Source organism: Gimesia sp. (assembly GCF_040219335.1).
In the GTDB taxonomy this organism is placed as follows: Bacteria; Planctomycetota; Planctomycetia; order Planctomycetales; family Planctomycetaceae; genus Gimesia.
In genome coordinates, this window is sequence record NZ_JAVJSQ010000004.1 from 287735 (window position 1) to 310568 (window position 22834).

The window sequence follows — 22834 nt, forward strand, 5'->3', positions numbered from 1 at the left end:
AATTCCCTGAACTCATTGCTCAGAAAAGAGGTACTACGATGACTGAAGATCAGGCTTTAACTGAAGAGCAGATCCAGGAATTCCTGAACACTTACTCTGAATGGGAATTACGCGACGGCTGGTTACGTCGCAAATTCGGAACCCCCGGCTGGTCTCATACTCTTATGCTGGTGAATACGATAGGTTATCTGGCCGAGGCTGGAAACCACCATCCCGACCTGAACGTTGGCTATGCTGCTGTCACCGTTAAACTGCAAACTCACAAGGTTCGTGCCATCACAGCCAAGGACACCAGCCTCGCACAAAAAATTGAAGAGACCGTACTCTGGCAACCAGCAGAGGAGTCGGCCCTCGATGGTTTCCCCAAGAAGTGGGTTCATTAGGAGAAAACGGACGCTTGAACAAAAATAACTCAATCGAGCATCCGGAACGGATTCTGTTTGTTACCGGCAGACTGGCCGAATTCTCGCTACGGGAAATTCTGGAGAAACTCGCCCCCCAGGTGGGATTTGAGTATGAAGTCTCCGTTTTGAATGTGCAGGTCGCTGCCTTGTTACACGTTCCGCTGATCAGACGCCGTCTGCAGGTTCCGGAAACTATCGATTGGGTCATGCTCCCCGGTATGTGCAAAGGAGACCTGCAGGAACTGACCGATCACTTTGGTGTCCGGTTTGAACGAGGTCCCAAAGATCACTTTGATCTCCCCGAGTATTTTGGACAGGCAGACCGTCCTCCCCGGGATCTCTCAGGTTTTGATATCGAAATTCTGGCAGAGATCAACCATGCTCCTCTGCTTTCAGACGAGGAAATTCTGCGACAGGCAGACCTTTATCGGAACAGCGGTGCCGACCTGATCGATGTCGGCTGTATTCCGGGAGAAAGCTGGAGCAGAGCAGGAGAAGTCGTGCGGTTTTTGGTCGAGGCTGGTCACCGGGTCTCCATTGACAGTTTCGACCAGGTAGAAGTCGAAGCCGCAGTTAACAATGGAGCCGAACTGATCTTGAGTTGTAACCATTCAAATATCGACTGGGTTTCCAGGCTGGGAACAGAGGTGGTGGCAATTCCCGATCTCCCCGAAGATTTTGATTCGCTCCATAGAATAGTGGATCAATTACTGCAGTCGAACACGCCCTTTCGCATCGACCCCATTCTGGAACCGATTGGTTACGGCTTCGGTGCATCTCTGGAGAGATATTACCGGGCACGGCGTGAGTTTACTGATTTTGAAATCATGATGGGGATTGGCAATCTGACAGAACTGACCGAGGTCGACACCGCAGGCATGAACCTCGTCCTGGCTGCCCTTTGTCAGGAATTACGGATCAAGAGTGTTCTGGCTACGGAAGTGATCAACTGGGCACGGACCGCAGTGACAGAATTTGATCATGCCCGACGACTGGTCAAATATGCGATTGAGAATAAAACTCTCCCCAAGCACATTCACTATCAGCTGGTGATGCTCCGGGACCCAAAACTTAAACAATTGGGTGCCGAAGCACTACAGAATCTGGCCAGACAGATACGTGACCCCAACTATCGCATTTTTGCCGAAGAGAATGAAATTCACGTCATGAATCGTGATGGATACTGGAAGGGGACAGATCCCTATGAACTGTTTGATCAGTTCCAGTCAGCCGCCTCTAAATCATTGGATGCTTCGCATGCGTTTTATCTGGGGTACGAGATGTGTAAAGCTGTAACCGCACTTACATTAGGAAAACAATATCAGCAGGACCAGCCGTTAAGCTGGGGCTTTTTGACACAGGAGGAAGTCAGCGCTCAGGAACGCAGGCAGGAAGAGGGAAAAGGACCTCAATGCGGCCCCCGCTGATGATTCCTTAACTTAACAGGTCCTGATATACTGAAGTCGGTTTCAGCGATTCTCACAGCTGCTCTATTCGCATTTTTGTACGAAATTGTTCAGTTATGTCCGGTAATGTCTCTCAGGATCTCTCACATTGCTCCCCAGTGCAGGGGACCAGTGATACGAGCCAGCTCCCGCTCGTCGAAGAGCTCACCCCCAGTCCGGACCTCGAACTTCTGCTTCAGGAATTTGCCAACGAAAAGGGGTTACTTATCCTGGACAGCGCCCGAAATGCCGGATCTCTGGGCCGCTACTCCTACCTGATGTGCAACCCATTGAAACGTTTTCAAATTCAACAGGCCCAATTGGGAACCGATCCCTTCGAGACGATCAGAAGACTTCATAGAGATTTGTGGAGACCCGCAATCCCAGAGCTTCCCCCATTCCAGGGAGGCTTTGCAGGATTGCTTTCATATGAGCTTGGATGCAGTTGGGAACAGTTTCCCCGGGCAATCAATGATGAATTCAAGCTCCCTGATCTCGCTGTCGGCTTTTATGACTGGGTCATCGCCTGGGATCATCAACAACATCGTGCCTGGCTGATCGTCCACGGATTTGATGACACACTGGACTCACAATGTACCGATCAGGCTGCCCGGCGACTCCGTGAGATCAAACGACGAATTGATGCGGTCGTACTTCAGCAACACAATCCTGTCCCACCTCAATCGAATCAAGGAATGCGGTTAGAACAAAAGAATCTATCTGCCTGCTACGCGGTCGATGGATTTCCAGGTATCTTCAGCAATTTCAGCAAAGATGAGTTTCTCCGTCGTATTGAGCGAATCATTGAATATATCTACGCAGGTGATATTTTCCAGGCGAATTTCTCACAACGATTACTCAGTCAGGCCACGATGCCAGCCGCAGACCTTTACCTCAATTTACGATCACGTAATGCGGCTCCCTTTGCTGGCTACTTTGCCTGGGATGACTGGACGGTACTCAGCGCCTCCCCGGAACGCTTCCTGCAACTATCGGACAACGAAGTTGAGACCCGCCCCATCAAGGGAACCCGCAGGCGTAAGACAGTCCCCGAAGCCGATTTACTCACTCGTGATGAACTGCGGGAAAGTAAAAAGGATCAGGCGGAAAACGTCATGATCGTCGACCTGCTGCGGAATGACCTGTCTCGTGTTTGTCAGCCTGGTACAATTCGTGTCCCCCATTTGTGTAAAGTGGAAACATACGAAACGGTCCAGCATCTCGTTTCCGAGGTCCGTGGAAAGCTCAAGCCAGAGCATAGTGTATGGGATCTGCTGGCAGCCTCATTTCCAGGAGGTTCGATCAGCGGTGCTCCCAAAGTTCGTGCCATGGAAATTATCGCCGAACTGGAACCTACGGTCCGTGGCCCTTATTGTGGCTCGCTCTTCTATGCAGGACTTAATGGTGAATTTGACAGCAATATTCTGATCAGGACCTTTACAATCAGAAAAGGCTGGATTCAATTTCCTGTCGGGGGAGGCATCATAGCCCAGAGTCAACCACGACTGGAGTATGAGGAAACGTTGCACAAAGCAGCTGGTATGCTCGCAGCTCTAAAACCATGATCGTTCTCTTGAGAAGAGACAGATGATTCTGATTATCGATAACTACGACAGTTTTGTGTTTAATCTGGCCCGGTACTTTGAAGAACTCGGGCAGCAGACTCACGTCGTACGTAATGATCAGATAACGATTGCAGAAGTCACTCAGCTGGCGCCGGCTGCGATTATTCTCTCTCCTGGTCCCTGTACTCCTCAGGAAGCTGGTCTCTGCCAGGACCTGGTAAGGCACTTTATTAATCAGGTTCCAATCCTGGGAGTCTGTCTGGGACATCAGTCTATCGCCGCGAGTCTCAGAGGAAAGATCATCCGCGCACCTGAGCCGATTCATGGTCAGACATCGCTGATACACCATCAGAGTTCCCGACTTTTAGCTGGCTTACCTGATCCGTTTCCAGCCACACGCTATCACTCACTGATCATTGATGAAACTACTTTACCAGCTGAACTGATAATCACAGCGCGGACCAGTGAGGGAATACCAATGGCGATTGAGCATCAGACCGCGTCGCTCTTTGGAGTTCAATTCCACCCGGAATCAATCCTCACAGAGTGTGGGTTGCAGTTGCTGGAAAACTTTCTCTCTTTTGTTCAGCCCTGTCTCTCTGAGTAAAGCACATTTCTTCCTGCGCTCTGCTTTCGTTCCGGTTAGTCAAACTGGTTGAAGTATGACTGTGTCTGGTTGAACTTATCCGTCATGATCCCCCGTTTTTCTCAGTTCCTTCCCTCCTGATTCAAGAACTGCGTAATACTTCAGAACAACCACCCCTCAATCTACCGATAAAAATGAAGTTATCAGAACTCAATCGAACCTGATATCCGCTTCTCTGCGCGCACTGAAGGCACAGGAATACGGGAAGTCTTGTAGGGGCTCTTTTATGCGATATACCATCGTCAAACCAAACCGTCAAAGTTTATCAATCTTAACAGTCACGTTCTCGCTATTCGTGATCTCCATCAGCCAGTCCTCAGCTGGTGAATGGTTGCATGATTTTGACGCTGCCCAGAAACAGGCCCAGGCTAAAGACCTGCCTATCCTGCTGCATTTTCATGCTTCATGGTGTGGACCCTGCCATCAGATGGAACAAACGGTATTGCGAACCGCTGCCGTTAAGAAGCTGTTCGGTCAACGAGTGATCGGTGTCAAAATCGACAGTGATCAGAACCGTCATCTCGTCGATCGATTCAACGTTCGTTCATTACCCAGTGACATTCTACTGACTCCCACGGGGACGATCATCACTCGTACGGATGGATTTCAGAATCAAAACGTCTATCTTAGTTTCCTGGGACGTGGTGCCTCCCGCTATGAAAAAGACCGACGGGTATATCTGGCTCAGAAAAGCAAACAGGAGCTGATGGAACGTAAGCGTCAGGAAATGGAACAGCAGGCAGCGGAAGAACCGGAACCTGCAAATACTCAGAAATCCTATGTTGCTTCCACTCCTGATCGTGTAGGGCTGGAAGGTTACAGCCCAGTCGCCCTGACCAGGGATCGGGAATGGAAGAAGGGGCAGGAAGAATTCAGGTGGCCTTACCAGGGAATTACTTATCATCTGGCAAGTCGTACAGAATTGGAAATCTTCAAAGTCGATCCAGGGCGCTATGCGCCGCAGTTACTGGGTTGCGACCCAGTGATCTTGAATAAACAGGATCGGGCCATTCCAGGTGATACTAAATACGGTGCCTATTATGACCGCAACCTGTATCTGTTTGTCGATCTGGAATCACGTGAAGAATTCAAAAAGAATCCAGACCGTTACAGCCGCACAATGCATGTGCTTAAAATTGAAGACGTGGGCGGCAGCATCCTGCGATAAGAAACACTTAGTTGGTATTAGCAGGCTTTTTAACAGCATCTGTTTTTTGAGTTTCGAGGGGCAGGGGAACCGCTTTGTCTCCGGACGACTTCTGAAATTCGTGCAGACGCTGCCGGTATCGTTTATACAATCGGGTCTGCTTGCTTTCTGGTGGCATGATTCGGCCTCCCACACAGACAGCTTTAATGTGTGAAGTCTGCTGCAAAGGTGAGCCGTCACTGATAATCAGATTGGCCAGTTTCCCTTTCGTCAGTGAACCAACCTGTTCTTCAATACCGAGAATCTCAGCCGCAGACAGGGTCACAGAACGCATCGCAGCCTCTTCAGGCAGACCGTAAGCAACAGCCATAGCAGCTTCAAAGGGAGTGTTCCGCGAGTTCCAGGCACTGTTAGAACGAATACAGAATGGCACTCCAGCATCATAAAGGCGAGCCGGATTCGTATACGGAGCATCGAATGGATCGTAGCTTTCCTCAGGCCGATGCATGACCGGCCCGACAATGACTGGTACTTTTCTCTCTTTAAGCTCTTTGGTCAGTTTCCAGGCATCAGCGCCGCCTGCAATAATTATCTTGAGTTTCTGTTCCTCCGCAAAAAGCAGTGCTCCGGCAATTGCCTCTCGGGAATTGGCCTCTATCAACACTGGCTTTTTACCATCAAGATAAGGCAGTAAGGCCTCATACCGCGGATCTGTCACAGGACGCCGCGTTTCATCGGTTCTGGTTTGTGATTTCAGCTTCTGGTAGAGTCGCGCCTGTTTAAAAAATTCTTTGAGTTCATCCTGTCGTTCCTGCTTGGTTGACCAGTTGATCTGCAGTCCCGCTTCCAGTTGCATGACCATCTCGGGAGCGGTCCAGCCGGCTGTCTGAATGATAGATGACTGTCCGGCGATCAGACCTGACTGGGGACAGACCAGCACAGTCGTAATCCCCCCCGCACGAGCGACGGGAAACAGCTCGGAATCCGGATTGATGGCGACTCCCGTACGCAGATCAGGCTGTAAGTCACCACTTTCGGAATAATCCCGCGTCTCTTTAACCTTATCAATCTCAGTCAACCCCAGGGTCGTTCCAGTATCGATCATCCCGGGATAGACGTGCAGCCCCTGCGCATCAACCTGCGGAAGCCCCTTGGGCAGCGGTTTTGCCGGGCCAACATATTCAATCTTCTGGTTGCGAATTATCAGTATACCACCGGGAATCGCTTCGCGATCAATCGGATGCAGAGTTGCTCCTGTGATGGCGAATTCATCTACATTGGCAGCCGGTAGCTCAAGTGGCAGATCTTCCTGCTCAATAATTACTGTGCGGGAATGTGCCGACCGTTTTTCCGCGGCTTCAGACATCGCCGTCGGTTGATTTAAGCGATCAAAGTATACTTCACCTTCAATGATGGTCATTTCACAACGGGAATACGCATTCAATGGATGTCCATTAAAGATGGCAAAGTCCCCATCCTTTCCGATCTCGATTGAACCAATCTGTTGATCGAGCCCGAGTTCGCGAGCCGGATTGATAGTGATTGTCTGCAGGGCATCACCGAAAGACAGGTTTCCATAGCGCACTGTTTTAGCCGCTTCCAGGTAAAGGTGCCGAATCAGTTCCCAGTCATCACTTTTGATTACGGTATTGATCCCGGCTTCATTGAGCAAAGCAGCGTTATGCGGAACGGCATCAAAGGCTTCAATTTTGTACGCCCACCAGTCAGAAAACGTACTGCAACTGGCGCCATGCGCCAGAATTTCCGGTGCAATCTTATACCCTTCCAACACATGCTGCAGCGACCAGACACGAACCCCCAAATTGGAAGCGACGCGGAGCAGCATCAGAATCTCATCTGCGCGGTAGCAATGGGAATGGATGAATTTTTCGTGGTTGACGATATCTGCCAACGCTTCAAGTCTCAGATCTCGCCGGGGATGGACCAGCTTTATATCAGGATCTGCTTTTTTCGCACGCTCATATTGCTGCCATTGGCGACGGTAGTCAACCGCTTCCAGAAACGCCCGCTGCAGCGTGGCTTCCACTCCCATCCGCGTATTAGGGAAACGTGAAGTCCGAAATTTCACATTTTCTCCCAATGCAAATTTCACCCCCTGCGGTGCATCATGGATGATGTGTTCATGAGCGGTCTTGCCATGCTTCAGCTTGACGACGGCATCCTGGCCTCCAATAACATTGGCAGAACCGTGGAACAGACGGGCAGTGGTCACTCCTCCGGCCAGAGCCCGATATTCGGAGGGATCAGCGGTATTCACCACATCTCGTACGCGGACTTCGGGCACGATCGATTGGGAAGATTCGTTGATCCCTTCGGTAATCATAATATGGCTATGTGTGTCGATGATACCCGGCATCACGTACATTCCAGTGACGTCGATTTCGGTCGTTCCCTCTGGCACTTTCAAATCAGTACCGATAGCGGCTACTTTTCCATTCTTTACGAGCACGGAGGCCTTAGAGAATGTCTTACCAGTGACGGTGATCACGGTGCCATTTTTGAGCAGCAGATTCCCACCTGTCGATGGATGACGACTGATCCGGTCTGACTCCAGTTCCGTCTGAAACTGATGCCGACTGGTTTCTAAACCTTCAGGCGAAGCATGTTTCGGCTTTTCAGCAACAAGTACTTCTGATTCAACAGGAGAGAAATCCAGTTCGTCGCCCCCCATTCCTTCAAGGGAAAGTTGAATCGGATTATCCGGAGTAGATCCACTCTGTGGTGTTTTTCGAACGGCACTCCAACTGGTTTCTGTTCCAAAAGCAGATTTTAGCTTTCCTGAAATTTTCTGGGGCTGTTTTTCAGCTCCCAAAGCCCCTTTGAACTGAAGCTCGATTGCGTGTTCTCCCGCACCAATGGCAACGGTGATTGTCAGCTTGTCCTTCTCTATTTTTCCTGCAGTGACTTTACCATTCCCTTTTTCACTGGAGAATGAGCCACGCAACTCAGACCGGTCCTGAGCCAGTTTCAATTCACCAATTACTTTGCCTTGAGCGGACTCGATTTCGACCCCCCAGTCACCAGCCAGATCAACTGTGACAGGCTGCTCTTTCATTTCGGTGGGTGTCTTTGTCGGCTCCTGTTTTTTTTCTTTCTCTTTTTCAGTGAAATCAAGCTTGAGACCATCCACAAACAGATAGCGTACTTTCGAATCGTCCTCTTCCCAAGGGTGCGACATCACAACCAGATGTGCCAATTTTCCTTTTTCGATCGTCCCCAGTCGCTGATCAATTCCCAGAATTTTTGCTGCACCGACCGTCAGGCTGCGCAATGCTTCGTCTGACGAGAAGCCTGCTTTCACAGCAACTCTTAACTGGGGAACAACGTCAGAAATGTGTTGTTTCAGTTTCTCTGAGGTAAATGCAACGGGAATTCCATTTTCTACCAGTTGTGTCAGCCCCCGGATTCTTTGCTGCCAGAGTCTGATTTTCTCCTGCTGGACGCGCTGTGGTTCTGAAAATTCAGTTGTCAGTTTTTCCGATTTACTCTCTTCTTTGATTTTGGGTTTCTCTTCGAAGTCGAGTTTGCAGATAACTCCCTCTGAGTCTTTTTTGAGACGATCCAGACAGAGGTGGGCCTCCGCGGCACCAAGGATCACCGGTTTGATTTTGAGTTCCTGGCAAAAATCGAGCGCACGTAAAATCTGATCCCGCGAGTCGGCTGCAAACACCGGGATCTGTTTACCATGCAGTGTCTCCAGCAGAGCAACATAGGTAACATCGGTCGGTGGACGTTTTACGAAGGCTTCCTTGTCCCGATAAATATCCCAGTGTTGTTCATAGTGACGTGTATCCAGAAACGACTGACGCAGATGTGCGACCGCCCCCATCAACGTAGTTGGGTATACATCTCCATTCGGTGCATAGAGACGAAATGAACCTAGAGTCGTTTCCAGCAGGGTCGCTTCTCTGACAGGCAATTCGCTGGTGGAGATCAGAGTTCCCTGACCACTGGCGATCTTACCCACTGGAAGTACATGGACTGCTGTGAAACCAGCCTTCTGATAATCAGAAAAGTTATTTTTCCTGGATGTGATAGCCCGATTCGCCAGGAACTCGGGACTGAGGTAATTTCGATTATCCGGACGGGTCGCTGCCAGAGCATAGCGGCCGAAGTCGACTTTGCGTTCCTCTGGCTTTGGAAGCTTAATGTCTTTATCAAGCAGTTCTGCGGATGCAGCATCTATGAATCCGGGATAGACCTGCATTCCCTGACAATCTACGACCTCTGCGTCTCCAGGTACAGTTAGATCAGCTCCAACGGCTTCGATCAATCCATCCCGTACCAGTACCGTGGCATTCTTGATTGTAGTACCAGGACGCGTCGTCACAGTGGCATTCGTCAGCGCAAATACCTGCGGCTGAAAACCTGGTTGCCGTTGGACTTGAGCCTGTACGGGAATAACTAAACACAGCAGGCAGATGAAAAGCAGTCGTTTGAAGTATTTAAAATGTTGCATGTCGGTTCCATAAAGTGAAAGCAGGCAAGACACACAGCGGAGCTGTTCTTAATAGAGCTTTCAATGTAGCAGGCAGGTGGGCTGCTGAGAATAGGGAAACCCTGCTGATCAGGCAGGAAAACCCGTAAATTCACTCGTGGCTCAGGGCACTACTGAAACTCACGGCTTCATTTTCTGGGGAAACAGTCGTTTTTCTCGCACTTGCTCATAGTCTGAAGTATCCCAGACCGGACCTTCCTTTTGAACGGCAGCATACTTTTCAATCAGCTTTTCTTTCAGTTCCTTCAAGCGATCCTGTTCCTGCCAGGCCAGATTATGCTGCTCGCTGATATCCTGCTTCAGATTATAAATCTCGAATTTGGTCAGCTTTGCATTTTTGATGAACTGTTGTGAAATTGAGTTCACATTGTTCCCCAAAGGCAATATCCCCTCAGGTCCACTCCAATGGGCCACTACTTTCCAGTCTCCATCACGCATCGCAACTCGGGGAGTGCTGTTCGCACGATAGTAGTTCCAGAAGAGAGGCGTTGTTCTTTGAATCTGTTTTCCAGAAAACAGGGGTAGCAGATTCGTTCCATCCAGTGGCCGTTCGTCGGGGATTGGAGCGGCAGCCATGGCGCACAGGGTAGGTAACAAATCCACGCTGCAGATGGGAGTCGTATTCTCCTGCCCGGGTGTGATACGACCAGGCCAGCGCAGAATGCCAGGGACCCGGATTCCTCCCTCATAGATGTGCAATTTCATCCCCCGAAGAACGCCCGGCGATCCCCAGGATCGACGTGATCCTTTGCCATAGCGGTTTAAAGTTTCGGGACCATTGTCAGACGTAAAGAAGACAAAAGTGTTCTCCGTGATTTGCTGTTCGTCCAGTGTTTTCATCAAGCGGCCCACAGCAGCGTCCATATTGGCCACATTGGCAAAATACTGAGCCTGATCCTCATAGATGCTTCGATTGAGATACAGTTTGACCAATTGGGGAGGAGATGCAACCCGCTCATGCGGCTCATGAAAACAGACATGCAGGAAGAACGGTTTCTTTTTGTCACGCTTCTCTGTTAACCACTGAATACCCTCGTCCGCCACAATCTGGCAGGAGAAACCTTCGATTTCTCCGACAGGCTCCCCATTCCTGACGAAATTAACCGGATTTTCGTGAGTAGGTATCGCATTATTCTGGGTACTGAACCAGTGCCTGAAACCATGATCGCCCGGCTGAGGTTGTTTGCTGGAATTGAACAGTCCATTACAGTGCCACTTCCCGACATGTGCCGTGTCGTATCCCGCCTGCTGGAGCAGTTGGGCAATAGTGGTCTCTTCGCGTTTAAGATGCATCGGATGCCCCTCTGGAATCCAGTCATATACCCCGAGTCGATTCGGGGTTCGCCCTGTCAGTAATCCTGCACGGGAAGGGGAACAGACCGGGGCACTGGCATAGCAGTCCGTTAGCCGCATTCCCTGTGATGCCAACTGGTTCAAGTGTGGCGTTTTGATGTGCGGGTGACCGTAGCACTCCAAATCACCATACCCAAGGTCATCGCAGAGAATGATGAGAATATTCGGTTTTGGGTCCTGTTGTTTTTCTGCGGCCTGAACCCGATTACTGAAGAGGGAGAATGCCAGAATTAAGAGTGAGATGCTTTTTAATTTCATACTGCTCAACCTGTATGGTAATATGGATTCAGATAAATTTGGCCCAGAGTAGCTTTGCAAGGCTATCATGTACGATCCCCAAACCTCTCGCAATTCCGAACTTCAGGAATGTCAGTGCTGAAACAGGAAAACAATTCCAGAGAGGTACGAATAATCTTCTCCTGTAACGAAAGTCTTTTCCATAACTTCGCTGTAGAATTTGGGATAGTTCCATGAACGTCACCCGATAATTTCTGGCACTTGTCCCGCATGGGATTGCCAGGGCCAGCTTAGAAAACCAGAGGAACAGTTATCGTGACCTGTTATCGAGCACTCATTCTCACTTTCTGCGTATGTCTGTTTTCCAGTTCGACCATTGCCGAAGCCACTGAGTCACTGGTGGAAAAAACTCACAAGAAGAAAGTGGTCCTGATCGCCGGCCCCAAAAGCCATGGGCCCGTGGGAAATGGAATCCACGACTATCCCTGGTCGGTCAAGTTACTCAAAGTCATGTTGGACAATTCCAATATACAGGATCAGGTTCGTGTTGAGTATCATCTTGATGGCTGGCCTGAAAATCCCGCCACTCTGAATGACGCAGACACCATCATGGTCATTTCCGATGGCCGGGACGGTGAGAAATTTACCGAAGCCCCTCACTTTGCAAACCACGAGCACCTGCAGCAGATTCAGAGACAGATCGACCGAGGTTGTGGCTTTCTGACCTTTCATTTCTCGACATTCGCACCGGACCAGTACTCAAAACAGATCCAAAACTGGTCAGGGGGCTATTTTGACTGGGAGGAGAACGGGGTCCGTAAATGGTATTCTGCCATTAAAACCTTGCAAGCCCCCGTCGTACTTTCTCATGCAGAGCATCCAATCTGTCGTGGAGTCAAGCCGTTTGAAATGCGCGAGGAGTTTTACTTCAATCTCCGGTTTCAGCAGAATGACCCGCGACTGACACCGCTGATGGAAGTTCCGGCCCTGCAAGGCAGAGCAGAGCAGGGGAATGTCGTCGCCTGGGCAAAAGAACGTGAAAATGGAGGACGTGGTTTCGGGACCACCTGCGGCCACTTTTATGATAACTGGCAGAACGCTGCGTTTCGCAAATTCATTCTCAACGCGATTGCCTGGACAGCGCAAGCATCAGTCCCGGCACAGGGTGTCGAAGCACGCTATTATACGCATGCGGAAATCACCTCGGCCCTCACAGGAATCGAGGGGACAACACCTGCGTTTGTGGATGATCGCCCGATTCGCGTGTTGATGTTCGCAGGCAATGAAGCGCACACCTGGCATAACTGGAAAAAAACAACTCCTGCGATTAAACAACTACTGGAGCGGGACCCTCGTATCAAGGTCGATGTCTCAAATGACATTGAAGATCTCTCACAAAAGCCTCTGCAAGACTACCAGGTCATCATTCAAAACTATACGAACTGGCACGACGGAACCCCATTAAGTGAGGCGTCGCGAACCGCCTTTATGAATTACCTCCAGAAAGGAGGGGGGCTGGTCCTGATTCACTTCTCCAACGGCGCCTTTCATTTCTCACTGCCCAAAGCGGGAGAATCTGACTGGCCGGAGTATCGTAAAATCGTCAGGCGGGTCTGGAACCATGACGGAAAAGGGGAACAGAAAAGCGGCCACGATGCGTTCGGAAATTTTGAAGTGCTGATCACCGATGACTCTCACCCGCTGACGCACAATCTGCAGAAATTCCCCGTAACCGACGAACTCTATTTTCGACAGGCTGGCACGGAGCCCGTTGAACCTATCATTTCGGCCAAATCTAAGGTAACCGGAAAACGTGAGCCGCTGGCCTGGACCTATCACTACGGCAAGGGACGCATTTTCCAGACACTGCTGGGGCACAGTGAAAAAACGTACGACACCTTCGAAGCTTGTGAAATCCTGAGACGGGCGACAGCCTGGGCAGCGGGGAGAGACATACACGAACTCGAACGTCCCCCGAAAAAACCAACCAGCCCCAAAACAATCTCACTGATTGGTAAGGGTAAGTGGGGAAAGGCACTCAATACCAATGCAGGTTCGATCTCCATTCCCGCTAAAACAATTCATAAATCGAAACATCTGAGTGCTGACTGTTGGGTCAAGTTGAATTCGAAATCAGGATTTAATGTCTTCCTCGCCTCCAGCAAGAAGAGCAACCCGGCCCACTGGGAGATGTATTCTTATGCCCGCAGCGGTTTCTTTAGCGTGTATCTCCCGGGGCAGGGAGGTGAATACAAAACCAGGATTAATATCTGTGATCAGAAGTGGCATTACGTGGGCATGATCCTGGAACCTGACCGGATTCAACTGTTTGTCGATGGTAAACGAGAACTCGAAGCTTCACTTCCTGCTCCAAAACAAACAGAGATCGCCTCGGGGAATCTTCGGATCGGCGGCCTGGTGGAGAAGTCAATCTTTAGTGACGGCCTGCTGGATGAATTACGGATTACCAAAGGGGCGCGTGATTTCACACAGGTGCCCCCCAAACCTCTCGAAATAGATGCCGAAACTCTGATTCTGATCTCATTTGATGAGATCGGCAAAGACTTAAGCACACTTGAAAAAGCCTCAGGTAAGCTCATTCCTCTGGAAACCAGAACTCAGGTTTCTCAAAAGGCACCAGTTAAAAAAAAAGAAGCCCGTGATCACTGGGGCAAAGAATCGGTCGGCTTTGAACAGCCAGTCCAGGCGACTGAGGACAACCGCTGGCAACAGACAGACATAGGTAACTGGCTGGCCAGTATTGTCCCTCTCCCTTCAGGTCCCGTTAAGAAGGGACTCTCAATCCGGGTCGGTAACCAGCAGACAGGGACCGCCTGTTATGATACCAGGCATTGTAAACTGCGTGGTATCTGGACAGGGGGCTTCCTCAAACCATATCCGGAGCGTTTCGGACTGATCCGGGCCCCGGCTCCGGAAGGAACGATTCACTTTTCGACGCAGGAGGGTCCCGGCTGGAGTCCAGAATACCCCTGTCGTTTTCTCGGCTCACACGTCAATCGGGACCATGTCACGCTCGAATATCAAATCGGTGAGACGACTGTTTACGAGTCCCCCTGGCTGCAGAAGAATCAAGGCACCCATTGTTTTACCCGGTCATTTGAAATCGGGCCGGGTAACCAAAGTCTGCAACTGCACATTGCGGACGCCAGTCAGGTGAAAACAGTACCTGGCGGCAGCCGGCTGTTTATTTCCAAGGATCCTCAGTCTCCCTTTACCATTCGATGTGACGGTTGGGACCAAATCCAGCCCCGAATCATCGACAATGCAAAAACGCAAACTGCGGTCTTTGAAATTCCACCCCGGAAATCTACACAGCATTTCACCATCTTCTATCAAATCAATACTGCTCAGGATACTCAGCAGAAGTACCCCACTCCCAGTCTGACTTCGTGTTCCTTACAGCCACTGCTCATCCCGGGGCCGTCCCGATGGAATGAACTCCTGAGAACCCAAGGGGTGGTCAGCACGGATGACGCTCCCTATGTCGTGGACACTATTTCCATCCCCTTTGAAAATCCTTATCGGGCACTCTTTTTCATCAGTGGTCACGACTTCCTGGATAATGGGGACCTGGCTGTTGCCACCGTACATGGGGATGTCTGGCTGGTGAAGGGGATCGCCCACGACCTGAAAAACCTGAAGTGGAAACGATTCGCCACCGGACTGTTTCAGCCCCTGGGGCTCAAAGTTGTCCAGAATAAAATTCATGTGCTGGGACGGGATCAGATTACGATCCTGCACGATCAGAATCTGGATGACGAGGCAGACTTCTATGAATGCTTTCACAATCAGTACTCCACATCGCCCGGAGGCCATGATTACGTCACCTGCCTGGAGACCGACTCTTTCGGCAATTTTTATTTCATGCATGCCCAACAGGGAGCGATGCAGGTTTCTTCGAATGGCCGCCAGTTGAATAGTATCGCCTCCGGCTTCCGTAATCCTAACGGGATGGGAATCGGGCCCGGCAATATCATCACAGCCTCTCACCAGGAAGGTAACTGGACTCCCGCCTCAAACATCACCGAAATCAGTCCAGGGGGATACTACGGATATGGCGGCCCACGTATCACGTCAGAACGTCCGCTGGGCTACGATCAGCCGTTATGCTGGATCCCTCGCCTGCAGGACAATTCGAGCGGCGGCCAGGTCTGGGTCACCAGTCGTGAGTGGGGGCCTCTCCAAAACCAGTTGCTGCACCTTTCTTATGGTCAGAGCAAACTCATGCTGACACTTCGAGAGGTAATCCAGGGGCAATCCCAGGGGGGCACTTTAATCCTCCCTTTGAATTTTGATTCAGGCGTTATGCGGGGACGATTCAGCCCCCGGGATGGCCAACTCTATGTCAGCGGAATGAAAGGCTGGGTGACCAATGCGGTACAAGATGGCTGCCTGCAGCGCGTGCGTTACACGGGTCAGCCTGTCGATCTCCCTGTCGCTGTCAAAACGATGCAGAACGGGATCTCTCTGACATTTTCAAATGCACTGGAACGTAATACAGCAGAGAATCCGGACAACTATGCAATTCAGCAGTGGAATTACCTCTGGTCTCAAAATTACGGTTCCCCGGAATACCGAGTCTCCGCCCCACAGGTTGAAGGGCGGGATGAAGTGGAAGTACTTTCTGCGACTTTGCTGCCCGATCAGCGGACTGTCTTCCTCGAACTCCAGTCCGTCAAACCAGTAATGCAGATGGGTATCTCTTACCATCTTACTTCACAGACAGGCACAGACCTGAAACAAACTTATTATCATACAATCAACAACGTATCCACACAGAAAATGGATTCGGAGAAGCTGACTCGTCGTAAGAAAATGCGATTGCTGACACTCACGCAGCGCCAGCAGTTGAAACCAGGTATTCTCTGGAAATTCCACCAGGAGAATGCCACATCAGAGATAAACGAAGACGCACGCTCATCCCGCATGCTGGCCCTATCAGTCAATGAGAACGAACCGGTCACCCCTTTTCTTAAACCCGGAACATTCTCAGCCACAGCGGAAGGTTTGCTGCAGGTCCCCCTGTCCGGAAAGTACTATTTCAGTATGGAAGGCAGTGGGAATTGTCGCATGGTAATCAATCAGAAACCTGTTCTGAAAGCAGAAGGAGTTGACCTTAAACAAGCCCCACCCGCTGCAGTCACATTGGAAAAAGGCTATAACCAGATTCACCTGGATTACCAGAGTCCGTCAGACGGAACCGCCCATTTACGAATTCTCTGGCAGGGTTCTCAGTTTGCCACCGAACCCGTGCCTCCCACGATTCTAACTCATTTGAGCGATGATCGGCTGCTGCAGAAAATGCGACAGATCAGGGCAGGGCGGGCGTTATTCGCAGAATTCAAATGTCATACCTGTCACGGGGTTAACCAGAAAAACCCAACTGTCTTTACCTTTGATTCCGAGCAGTTGTCGTCAGTGCAATCTGTGTCGAGGATGCCTGAACTTAACCAGTCTCCTCCCGACCTTGATAATATCGGAAACCGGATCAGTAAACGCTGGCTATTTCACTGGCTACGTAACCCCCACAGCTTGAAACCAGATACCCGCATGCCTCACCTGTTAGGCCCTCAAGATTCAAAACAGACGATTCAGCAGGCAGCAGACCTAACTGCCTGGTTTGTGTCGCGGGCTACTAAACCTGTTCGTTCCGAACCCGGGTTGCCCCTGAACTCGGACGCTTCAGGCCCTGAGCAGTTAGTAGAATCAGGCGCGAAACGCTTCGAGGAACTGGGGTGTATCAACTGCCATCACTTCAATACAGATAACCCCCAAGCCGACGAATACCAGAGACACTCTCTGGCATTAATCAAACGAAAATTCAGTCACTCACAGCTGGCTCGTTTTTTAGAGTTACCACATCTCCACCACCCCTGGAGCAGGATGCCAGACTTTAGATTATCACCAATTGAGTCAGCAGAATTATCGGCTTTTCTGATCGAGCGTTCGGAAGGCAAAATCCCGAGCGCCATGATCCCTCCGGCTGGATCGGCACAACGGGGACAAAAACTATACTATGAGACGCTGGGCTGTGCCCGCTGCCACGGCTCCCTGCAGGGAGATGATCAGCCACTCACCCTCAAACGCTCTGTGTTGACCAGCCAGCCAACTGTGAATGGCTGTCTGTCAAAACAGAATGAAATCGCTCCTGGAATCCCCAAATTCAGTCTCACTTCAGTTGAAAAAGAGTCAATCCAAGCCTTCCTGCAATTTGGAACTGAATCCTTACAACAGAGGAACTTCTCCGAAATCTCAGATCGCTGGACAAAACAATTGAACTGTGTCGCCTGTCATCACCGCGATACAATCCAGAGCCCGCGGGCCATGATTGTCGTTGATGAGGGAGAGTCCGGCTTACCGCCAGACCCCTTACCATCTCTGACCTGGGCGGGGGAGAAACTGAAATCGGGATGGCTGGAATCTTTTCTGGCTGGCGAAATCAAATGGCGTCCCCGTCCCTGGCTGAAATCCCGTATGCCTCAATTCCCAGCACAGGCTCATCTCCTGGCTACGGGACTCCGAGAGGAACATGGCATCCCTTCAAAAACTAACTCCCACCTTGCCTCCAGACTAGAGGCAAAGCATGAGACTCTGATTGATACGGGTAAGCAGCTTACCACCAGGCAGGCACTGGACTGTCGTCAGTGCCATGGCATAGGGGACTTGCAACCTTCGGGAGATGAGAAAACCAGAATCGCTCCCGGAATCAATTTTGTACATATTCGCGAACGCCTGACTCCGGAATATTATCATCGATTCGTCCTTGATCCTCCTCGATTTGACATCTCAACCAAAATGCCAAAGCTTTCCGCAGACGGAGCAACTACAAAGATTTCCACAATTCTGAACGGTGATGCCCGACGACAGTTTGAGGCCATCTGGCACTATATCCATAGCCTGGAAGAGCCTTCACAGAGCTATTCGATAGCCCCGCGCTCCGACTGAAATATTTTATTAATCTCAGATGTCTTTTTTTAACTGCATGTTAAAATTCTTCTCACTTCCAACTTTATTTTAATGTATGTATTCAGGAACTACCTTCGATGCCGCGGTATATACGTACGGGACATGGATCGCATGATTCTTCTCTGAAACTGCGACTGGTTGTCGCTGCCGGGATCGCGCTGTTCTCATTGATTTCGTTTTTGATGAAATCCGATGTCAATGAGATCACTGGTGAAAGCCAGCGGGTCGCCCTAACAGAGCAACAGGAAATTGCACTTGGATTGCAGGCTCTCCCCGCGATTCTGGATCAGCATCATGGCGAGCATCCGGATCAGGAAGCACAGGCATACGTTGATCGAGTGGGTGAAAAACTATTGGCGAGTCTGAATGCGTCATTGAGGAAACAGGGGCGCAGCAACCCCTACCGATTTGACTTCCACCTGCTCAATAACAACCAGGTAATCAATGCTTTCGCCTTACCTGGGGGGCAGATATTTATTACCGCCGGCTTGTTTCGACAACTTGAAACCGAAGGACAACTGGCAGGAGTTTTGGGACATGAAATGGGGCATGTTTTGTCGCGGCATGGAGCACAGCACATGGCCCAACAGGAATTCACGCAGGGGCTGGTGGGAGCCGCAGGCGTGGCGGGCGGGGACGTCAGCAGTGCCCAGATGGCACAAATGATCGGCTCCATGGTAAATATGAAATACAGTCGCAGCGACGAACTGGAATCAGACCGCTGGGGGATCAAACTCATGGTCATGGCAGGCTACGACCCATATGCCATGACCGGGGTCATGGAGATTCTGAAACGCTCTGCAGGGGGAGGGAGGCAACCGGAAATTTTAAGTACGCATCCCGACCCGGGGAATCGAATCCAGCGTATTCGTGATTATATCCAACGCACTTATCCCCAAGGATTGCCTGACGATCTGGAACCTTAAATAAGGAGTCTATTTCAAAAGGAACAAATGGGCTCACCAATGAATAATTACTGCATTCCAACCTGACTGAACAAAACATTCGTCAGAAACAGAATAGTCAATTGACTTTAATTGACGATAAGTTATGATGTTAACAGACTTGGCTTCCAAACCGATTAGTATTGACGATACATGTAGGTTTTGATAAACACTACTAACCAAGCAATCTCTGGTAAGCCGTTATTTTCACTGAGGATCTCTCCCGCTTTTTGAGATCAAATTTCCAGCACCCGGTGAGTATTTAATTTCACTGGTTACCAATTTGGCTTTTAAGTGAGTTGAGTCGTTACCAGCGGGTCGTCAGTTCCTCAACAGCACTATTCCCGATTTGCTCGGGGATGCTTCTTCTTGAAAGTTTTTCTCTTTCTGGATGCACTTTAAGAGACTTTGCGTATCTGCCCTGAGGCAGAACAGCCTTGCTTTCTGTAGGTCTGAGATGCGACCAATGATTCAACCCTGGGGGGTTGATTTATTTTCGAAACAGCAAGCTGGCTCAAGGATTGGATCTATTTTATTCTCCCAATTCACTGGAGTCCTCTGACGAAATAAAGTGAGATTGTCTCACAAGTAAAACATTTAAAAGTTCCGTATTAGCAACCATTTATCGGTTGACGGAGTTCATAAGAAACGATTGAATTTCTAGTATCAGTTTTGACCATAATTTTTGCCTGAAAGGATATCGGCAAGACCATCACCTAACAGAGGCTTGAGTCAACAGACATTGCAAGTTCGCTGTTCTCAACGCCAGGGCCTCATCTCTTTATAAGATCCAAAGCGATGACCCTCCTAATATGGGAAAATAACAGGCCAAGACGGCCGAGTCCTCAAGCGGGCGAACGATTTCCCAGTGTGAATCTTTCTTCATGAGATCAAGACCAGGTCATATTAGTAAGAATTGACTCGAGTCGGTTTCCGCTGAAAAAAGGATCGGCACATTCAAAAGAATGCCAGCTACTTTTCAGTCTCCCTGTGAGCTTCGCGCTGTCAGTGGTCTGATTTGAAACCATGTATCGAGCTGGTCGTGTCATGTGAGTGCCGTAGTTGTGTCTCTAATTACTTCGTTACTTCTTTATAATCATTTGGTGTTTCTGTATGGCTGCAAAGAGTTCTGAAACTTCAGATAAACCAAAAACCACCCGTCGAAAAACTACCAGGACACGCAAAAAAGCGGAAAAACCTGCCGAGGAAACGGTTGAACAAAGCAAAACTGAATCTCTGCAAGATGAATATCATCGTAAGGCAGAAGATAACCTCGAGCTTTTCGAAAACCCTCACTCTTCTACTAAAGCAGACACTGAAAGAGAAGATGAAAACATGTCTGATTTTCCTGCTGATTCCATAGACGACGAGCCCAGCGCCAACCAGACAGATAATGATCGCTCAGGCGATAAATCAGGAGGCAATCGTCGCCGCCGGAGACGGAGAAGAAAATCAGATACCCCCAATGCTCAGGGACACCAGGGGCAGGGAGCGAACAATCGTGGTCGCTCAGGTAACAACCGGGGAGGTCGGTCGCGTACCGGTGCCAAACCCCAGCAACGCCGATCCCGCTCTACATCACCTGCCGCCAATGAAAATGTCACAGGTGTCATTGAAGGTGTTCTGGAACTGCACCCTAAAGCATATGGATTTATCCGGGATCCCAAGGTGAATTACAAAGCTCAGGATTCTGATGCTTTTGTCTCCAGTTCATTGATTGAAAAACACAATCTGCGTGAAGGTATTCTGATTCGGGGCGAAGTTGGTCCCGGTACCAGAGGACAGGGCCCCCGACTGAAGAGCATCGAAACCATCGATGGGCGCACTATCGAAGAGTACATGGAAATCAAATCTTTCGATGAGCTCACGCCGATTAACCCGTTCGAGCAGATCACACTCGAAACGGGCCCCACGCCGATCACGATGCGGGTGATGGATCTCCTGACTCCTATCGGAAAGGGACAACGTGCTCTCGTTGTTGCACCTCCTCGAACCGGTAAAACAATGTTGCTCCAGGATATTGCTGAAGCCGTCAGTAAGAATCATCCTGAAATCCGCCTGATGGTCCTGCTGATTGACGAGCGGCCTGAAGAAGTAACCGAAATGGAACGCTCCATTAAAGGCGAGGTTATTTCCTCTTCAATGGACCGGGATGTTGAAAGCCATGTCCGCACCAGCCAGCTCATCTTCGAGCGAGGCAAGCGTCTGGCGGAAGCCGGTGAAGATGCCTTCATTCTGCTGGACAGTATCACCCGAACCGCTCGTGCCTTCAACAAATGGGTTGGGAATACGGGCCGAACCATGAGTGGTGGTCTGGATGTGAAAGCAATGGACATTCCCAAGAAAATGTTTGGAACCGCCCGCCGCTTTGATGAAGGTGGTTCGCTGACAGTTCTGGGCACAGCCCTGATTGATACCGGCAGCCGGATGGATGAAGTGATTTTCCAGGAATTTAAGGGAACCGGTAATATGGAAATGGTCCTCAGCCGGGAACTTTCCGACCGACGTATCTTCCCAGCAATTGATATCACACTGTCCGGGACGCGACGCGAAGAAAAAATTCTCGAACCGGAAGTACTCGAAGGGGTCACCATGCTTCGTAGAAGTCTGATCTCTTTAAATCCAGTTGAAGCCATGGAGCAATTGAGTAGCACGCTCAAGAAGTTCCCAACCAATAAAGAGTTTCTGGAAAAGATCCGGGCGATTCTCTAGTTGACCGGCATTGACGGACTTTAAAAGTCAGTGCAGTTCGATATATAGGCATTGCGATCGGGGTCAGAGTCGTCAAGCCAACCTCTTTAGATCAGAGGGAATCTTCCAGGTGAACGCTGCGGGTCCTGAACCAGAACAGCCTGATCATCAATCTAAGCAGCATCAGCCTGTAATTGGTTATATTCGACTGTTGGTATTTCTGATTCTCGCTTGCATCATCGGGCTGGGATATTATTTTTTCCGGGACGGGCTGACACTGGAATACTTCGCTTCCCAGGAAAGTTACTGGAAACAGTTTGCAGATCAGCATCCGGTTTCCATTTACCTGATCGCCTATTTGATCTATGCGGGGATTACGGGGCTTTCTTTACCTGGGGCAGTGCCACTGACGCTGACCTATGGCTGGTTCTTTGGACTTTGGAAAGGACTGGTTCTGGTCAGTTTTGCTTCCACAACAGGTGCCACCCTGGCATTCTTGACCAGCCGCTATTTATTCCGAGCTTCGATTCAATCCCGTTACCAGAATAAATTCCAGCAGATCAATCAGCAGTTTGAAAAAGAGGGTGCTTTCTACCTCTTTTTCATGCGACTCGTAGTCGCGTTTCCTTTCTTCCTGATTAATGTCGTTATGGGCCTGACGACAATCCGGATCTCGACCTTCTGGTGGGTGAGCCAGACAGGCATGCTTCCCGGGACCGCCGTCTTCGTTTATGCTGGTACCAGCTTTCCTACTCTGCAGGAATTGTCTGAACACGGCGCGAAAGGCATCCTGACGCCTCAACTCATATTCGCATTCATTTTACTGGGCACCTTTCCGTTTCTGGTAAAACTCATCGCTCAACGCCTTCAACAACGCAAATAAAACATTCTGACTC

General features: G+C 50.0%; 11 protein-coding genes. 9 read left to right on the forward strand and 2 right to left on the reverse strand.

What is annotated here, in order from left to right; translation table 11 throughout:
• Positions 1 to 38 precede the first annotated feature (38 nt).
• From RID21_RS02200 to RID21_RS02220, 5 genes are all read left to right on the forward strand, one after another.
• On the forward strand, positions 39 to 383 hold the full coding sequence (locus RID21_RS02200; RefSeq protein WP_350186974.1) for a 4a-hydroxytetrahydrobiopterin dehydratase: 345 nt from the start codon (positions 39 to 41) through the stop codon (positions 381 to 383).
• Between the two features lie 14 nt (positions 384 to 397).
• Entirely contained in the window at positions 398 to 1831 is a 1434-nt protein-coding gene (locus RID21_RS02205) for a DUF6513 domain-containing protein (protein ID WP_350186975.1), read from the forward strand.
• 95 nt (positions 1832 to 1926) lie between these two features.
• Positions 1927 to 3414 (forward strand): aminodeoxychorismate synthase component I, encoded by a 1488-nt coding sequence (pabB, locus tag RID21_RS02210; RefSeq protein WP_350186976.1) that lies wholly within the window; start codon positions 1927 to 1929, stop codon positions 3412 to 3414.
• Between the two features lie 22 nt (positions 3415 to 3436).
• A complete protein-coding gene (locus RID21_RS02215; RefSeq protein ID WP_350186977.1) occupies positions 3437 to 4021 on the forward strand; it encodes an anthranilate synthase component II in 585 nt (194 codons plus the stop codon).
• A gap of 265 nt (positions 4022 to 4286) precedes the next feature.
• Entirely contained in the window at positions 4287 to 5228 is a 942-nt protein-coding gene (locus tag RID21_RS02220) for a thioredoxin fold domain-containing protein (protein WP_350186978.1), read from the forward strand.
• Positions 5229 to 5235: 7 nt separating this feature from the next.
• On the opposite strand, the gene RID21_RS02225 is transcribed toward RID21_RS02220, so the two are convergent.
• Positions 5236 to 9687 carry an amidohydrolase family protein gene (locus RID21_RS02225; protein WP_350186979.1) on the reverse strand — a complete coding sequence of 1484 codons (4452 nt, stop codon included), beginning with the start codon at positions 9685 to 9687 and terminating at the stop codon, positions 5236 to 5238.
• Positions 9688 to 9846: 159 nt separating this feature from the next.
• Positions 9847 to 11337: a sulfatase family protein gene (locus tag RID21_RS02230; RefSeq protein WP_350186980.1), complete on the reverse strand. Its 1491-nt coding sequence runs from the start codon at positions 11335 to 11337 to the stop codon at positions 9847 to 9849.
• A 294-nt stretch (positions 11338 to 11631) separates the two neighbouring features.
• On the opposite strand from RID21_RS02230, the gene RID21_RS02235 reads away from it, so the two are divergent.
• The 4 genes from RID21_RS02235 to RID21_RS02250 all read left to right on the forward strand — a co-directional run bounded on the left by RID21_RS02235 (position 11632) and on the right by RID21_RS02250 (position 22821).
• Positions 11632 to 18282 (forward strand): ThuA domain-containing protein, encoded by a 6651-nt coding sequence (locus RID21_RS02235; protein WP_350186981.1) that lies wholly within the window; start codon positions 11632 to 11634, stop codon positions 18280 to 18282.
• 98 nt (positions 18283 to 18380) lie between these two features.
• A complete protein-coding gene (locus RID21_RS02240; RefSeq protein WP_350186982.1) occupies positions 18381 to 19229 on the forward strand; it encodes a M48 family metalloprotease in 849 nt (282 codons plus the stop codon).
• A 1353-nt stretch (positions 19230 to 20582) separates the two neighbouring features.
• Complete coding sequence (gene rho / locus RID21_RS02245; protein ID WP_502892601.1) at positions 20583 to 21959, forward strand: transcription termination factor Rho; 1377 nt, start codon at positions 20583 to 20585, stop codon at positions 21957 to 21959.
• Positions 21960 to 22068: 109 nt separating this feature from the next.
• Positions 22069 to 22821 (forward strand): TVP38/TMEM64 family protein, encoded by a 753-nt coding sequence (locus RID21_RS02250; protein ID WP_350186984.1) that lies wholly within the window; start codon positions 22069 to 22071, stop codon positions 22819 to 22821.
• Positions 22822 to 22834: the final 13 nt, after the last annotated feature.

What these genes read in the sequence shown, in the direction of transcription:
- RID21_RS02200 (WP_350186974.1), top strand. Translation starts at nt 39, where the DNA reads ATGACTGAAGATCAGGCTTTAACTGAAGAGCAGATCCAGGAATTCCTG.
- pabB (WP_350186976.1), top strand. Translation starts at nt 1,927, where the DNA reads ATGTCCGGTAATGTCTCTCAGGATCTCTCACATTGCTCCCCAGTGCAG.
- RID21_RS02215 (WP_350186977.1), top strand. Translation starts at nt 3,437, where the DNA reads ATGATTCTGATTATCGATAACTACGACAGTTTTGTGTTTAATCTGGCC.
- RID21_RS02220 (WP_350186978.1), top strand. Translation starts at nt 4,287, where the DNA reads ATGCGATATACCATCGTCAAACCAAACCGTCAAAGTTTATCAATCTTA.
- RID21_RS02225 (WP_350186979.1), bottom strand. Translation starts at nt 9,687, where the DNA reads ATGCAACATTTTAAATACTTCAAACGACTGCTTTTCATCTGCCTGCTG.
- RID21_RS02230 (WP_350186980.1), bottom strand. Translation starts at nt 11,337, where the DNA reads ATGAAATTAAAAAGCATCTCACTCTTAATTCTGGCATTCTCCCTCTTC.
- RID21_RS02240 (WP_350186982.1), top strand. Translation starts at nt 18,381, where the DNA reads ATGCCGCGGTATATACGTACGGGACATGGATCGCATGATTCTTCTCTG.
- rho (WP_502892601.1), top strand. Translation starts at nt 20,583, where the DNA reads ATGTCTGATTTTCCTGCTGATTCCATAGACGACGAGCCCAGCGCCAAC.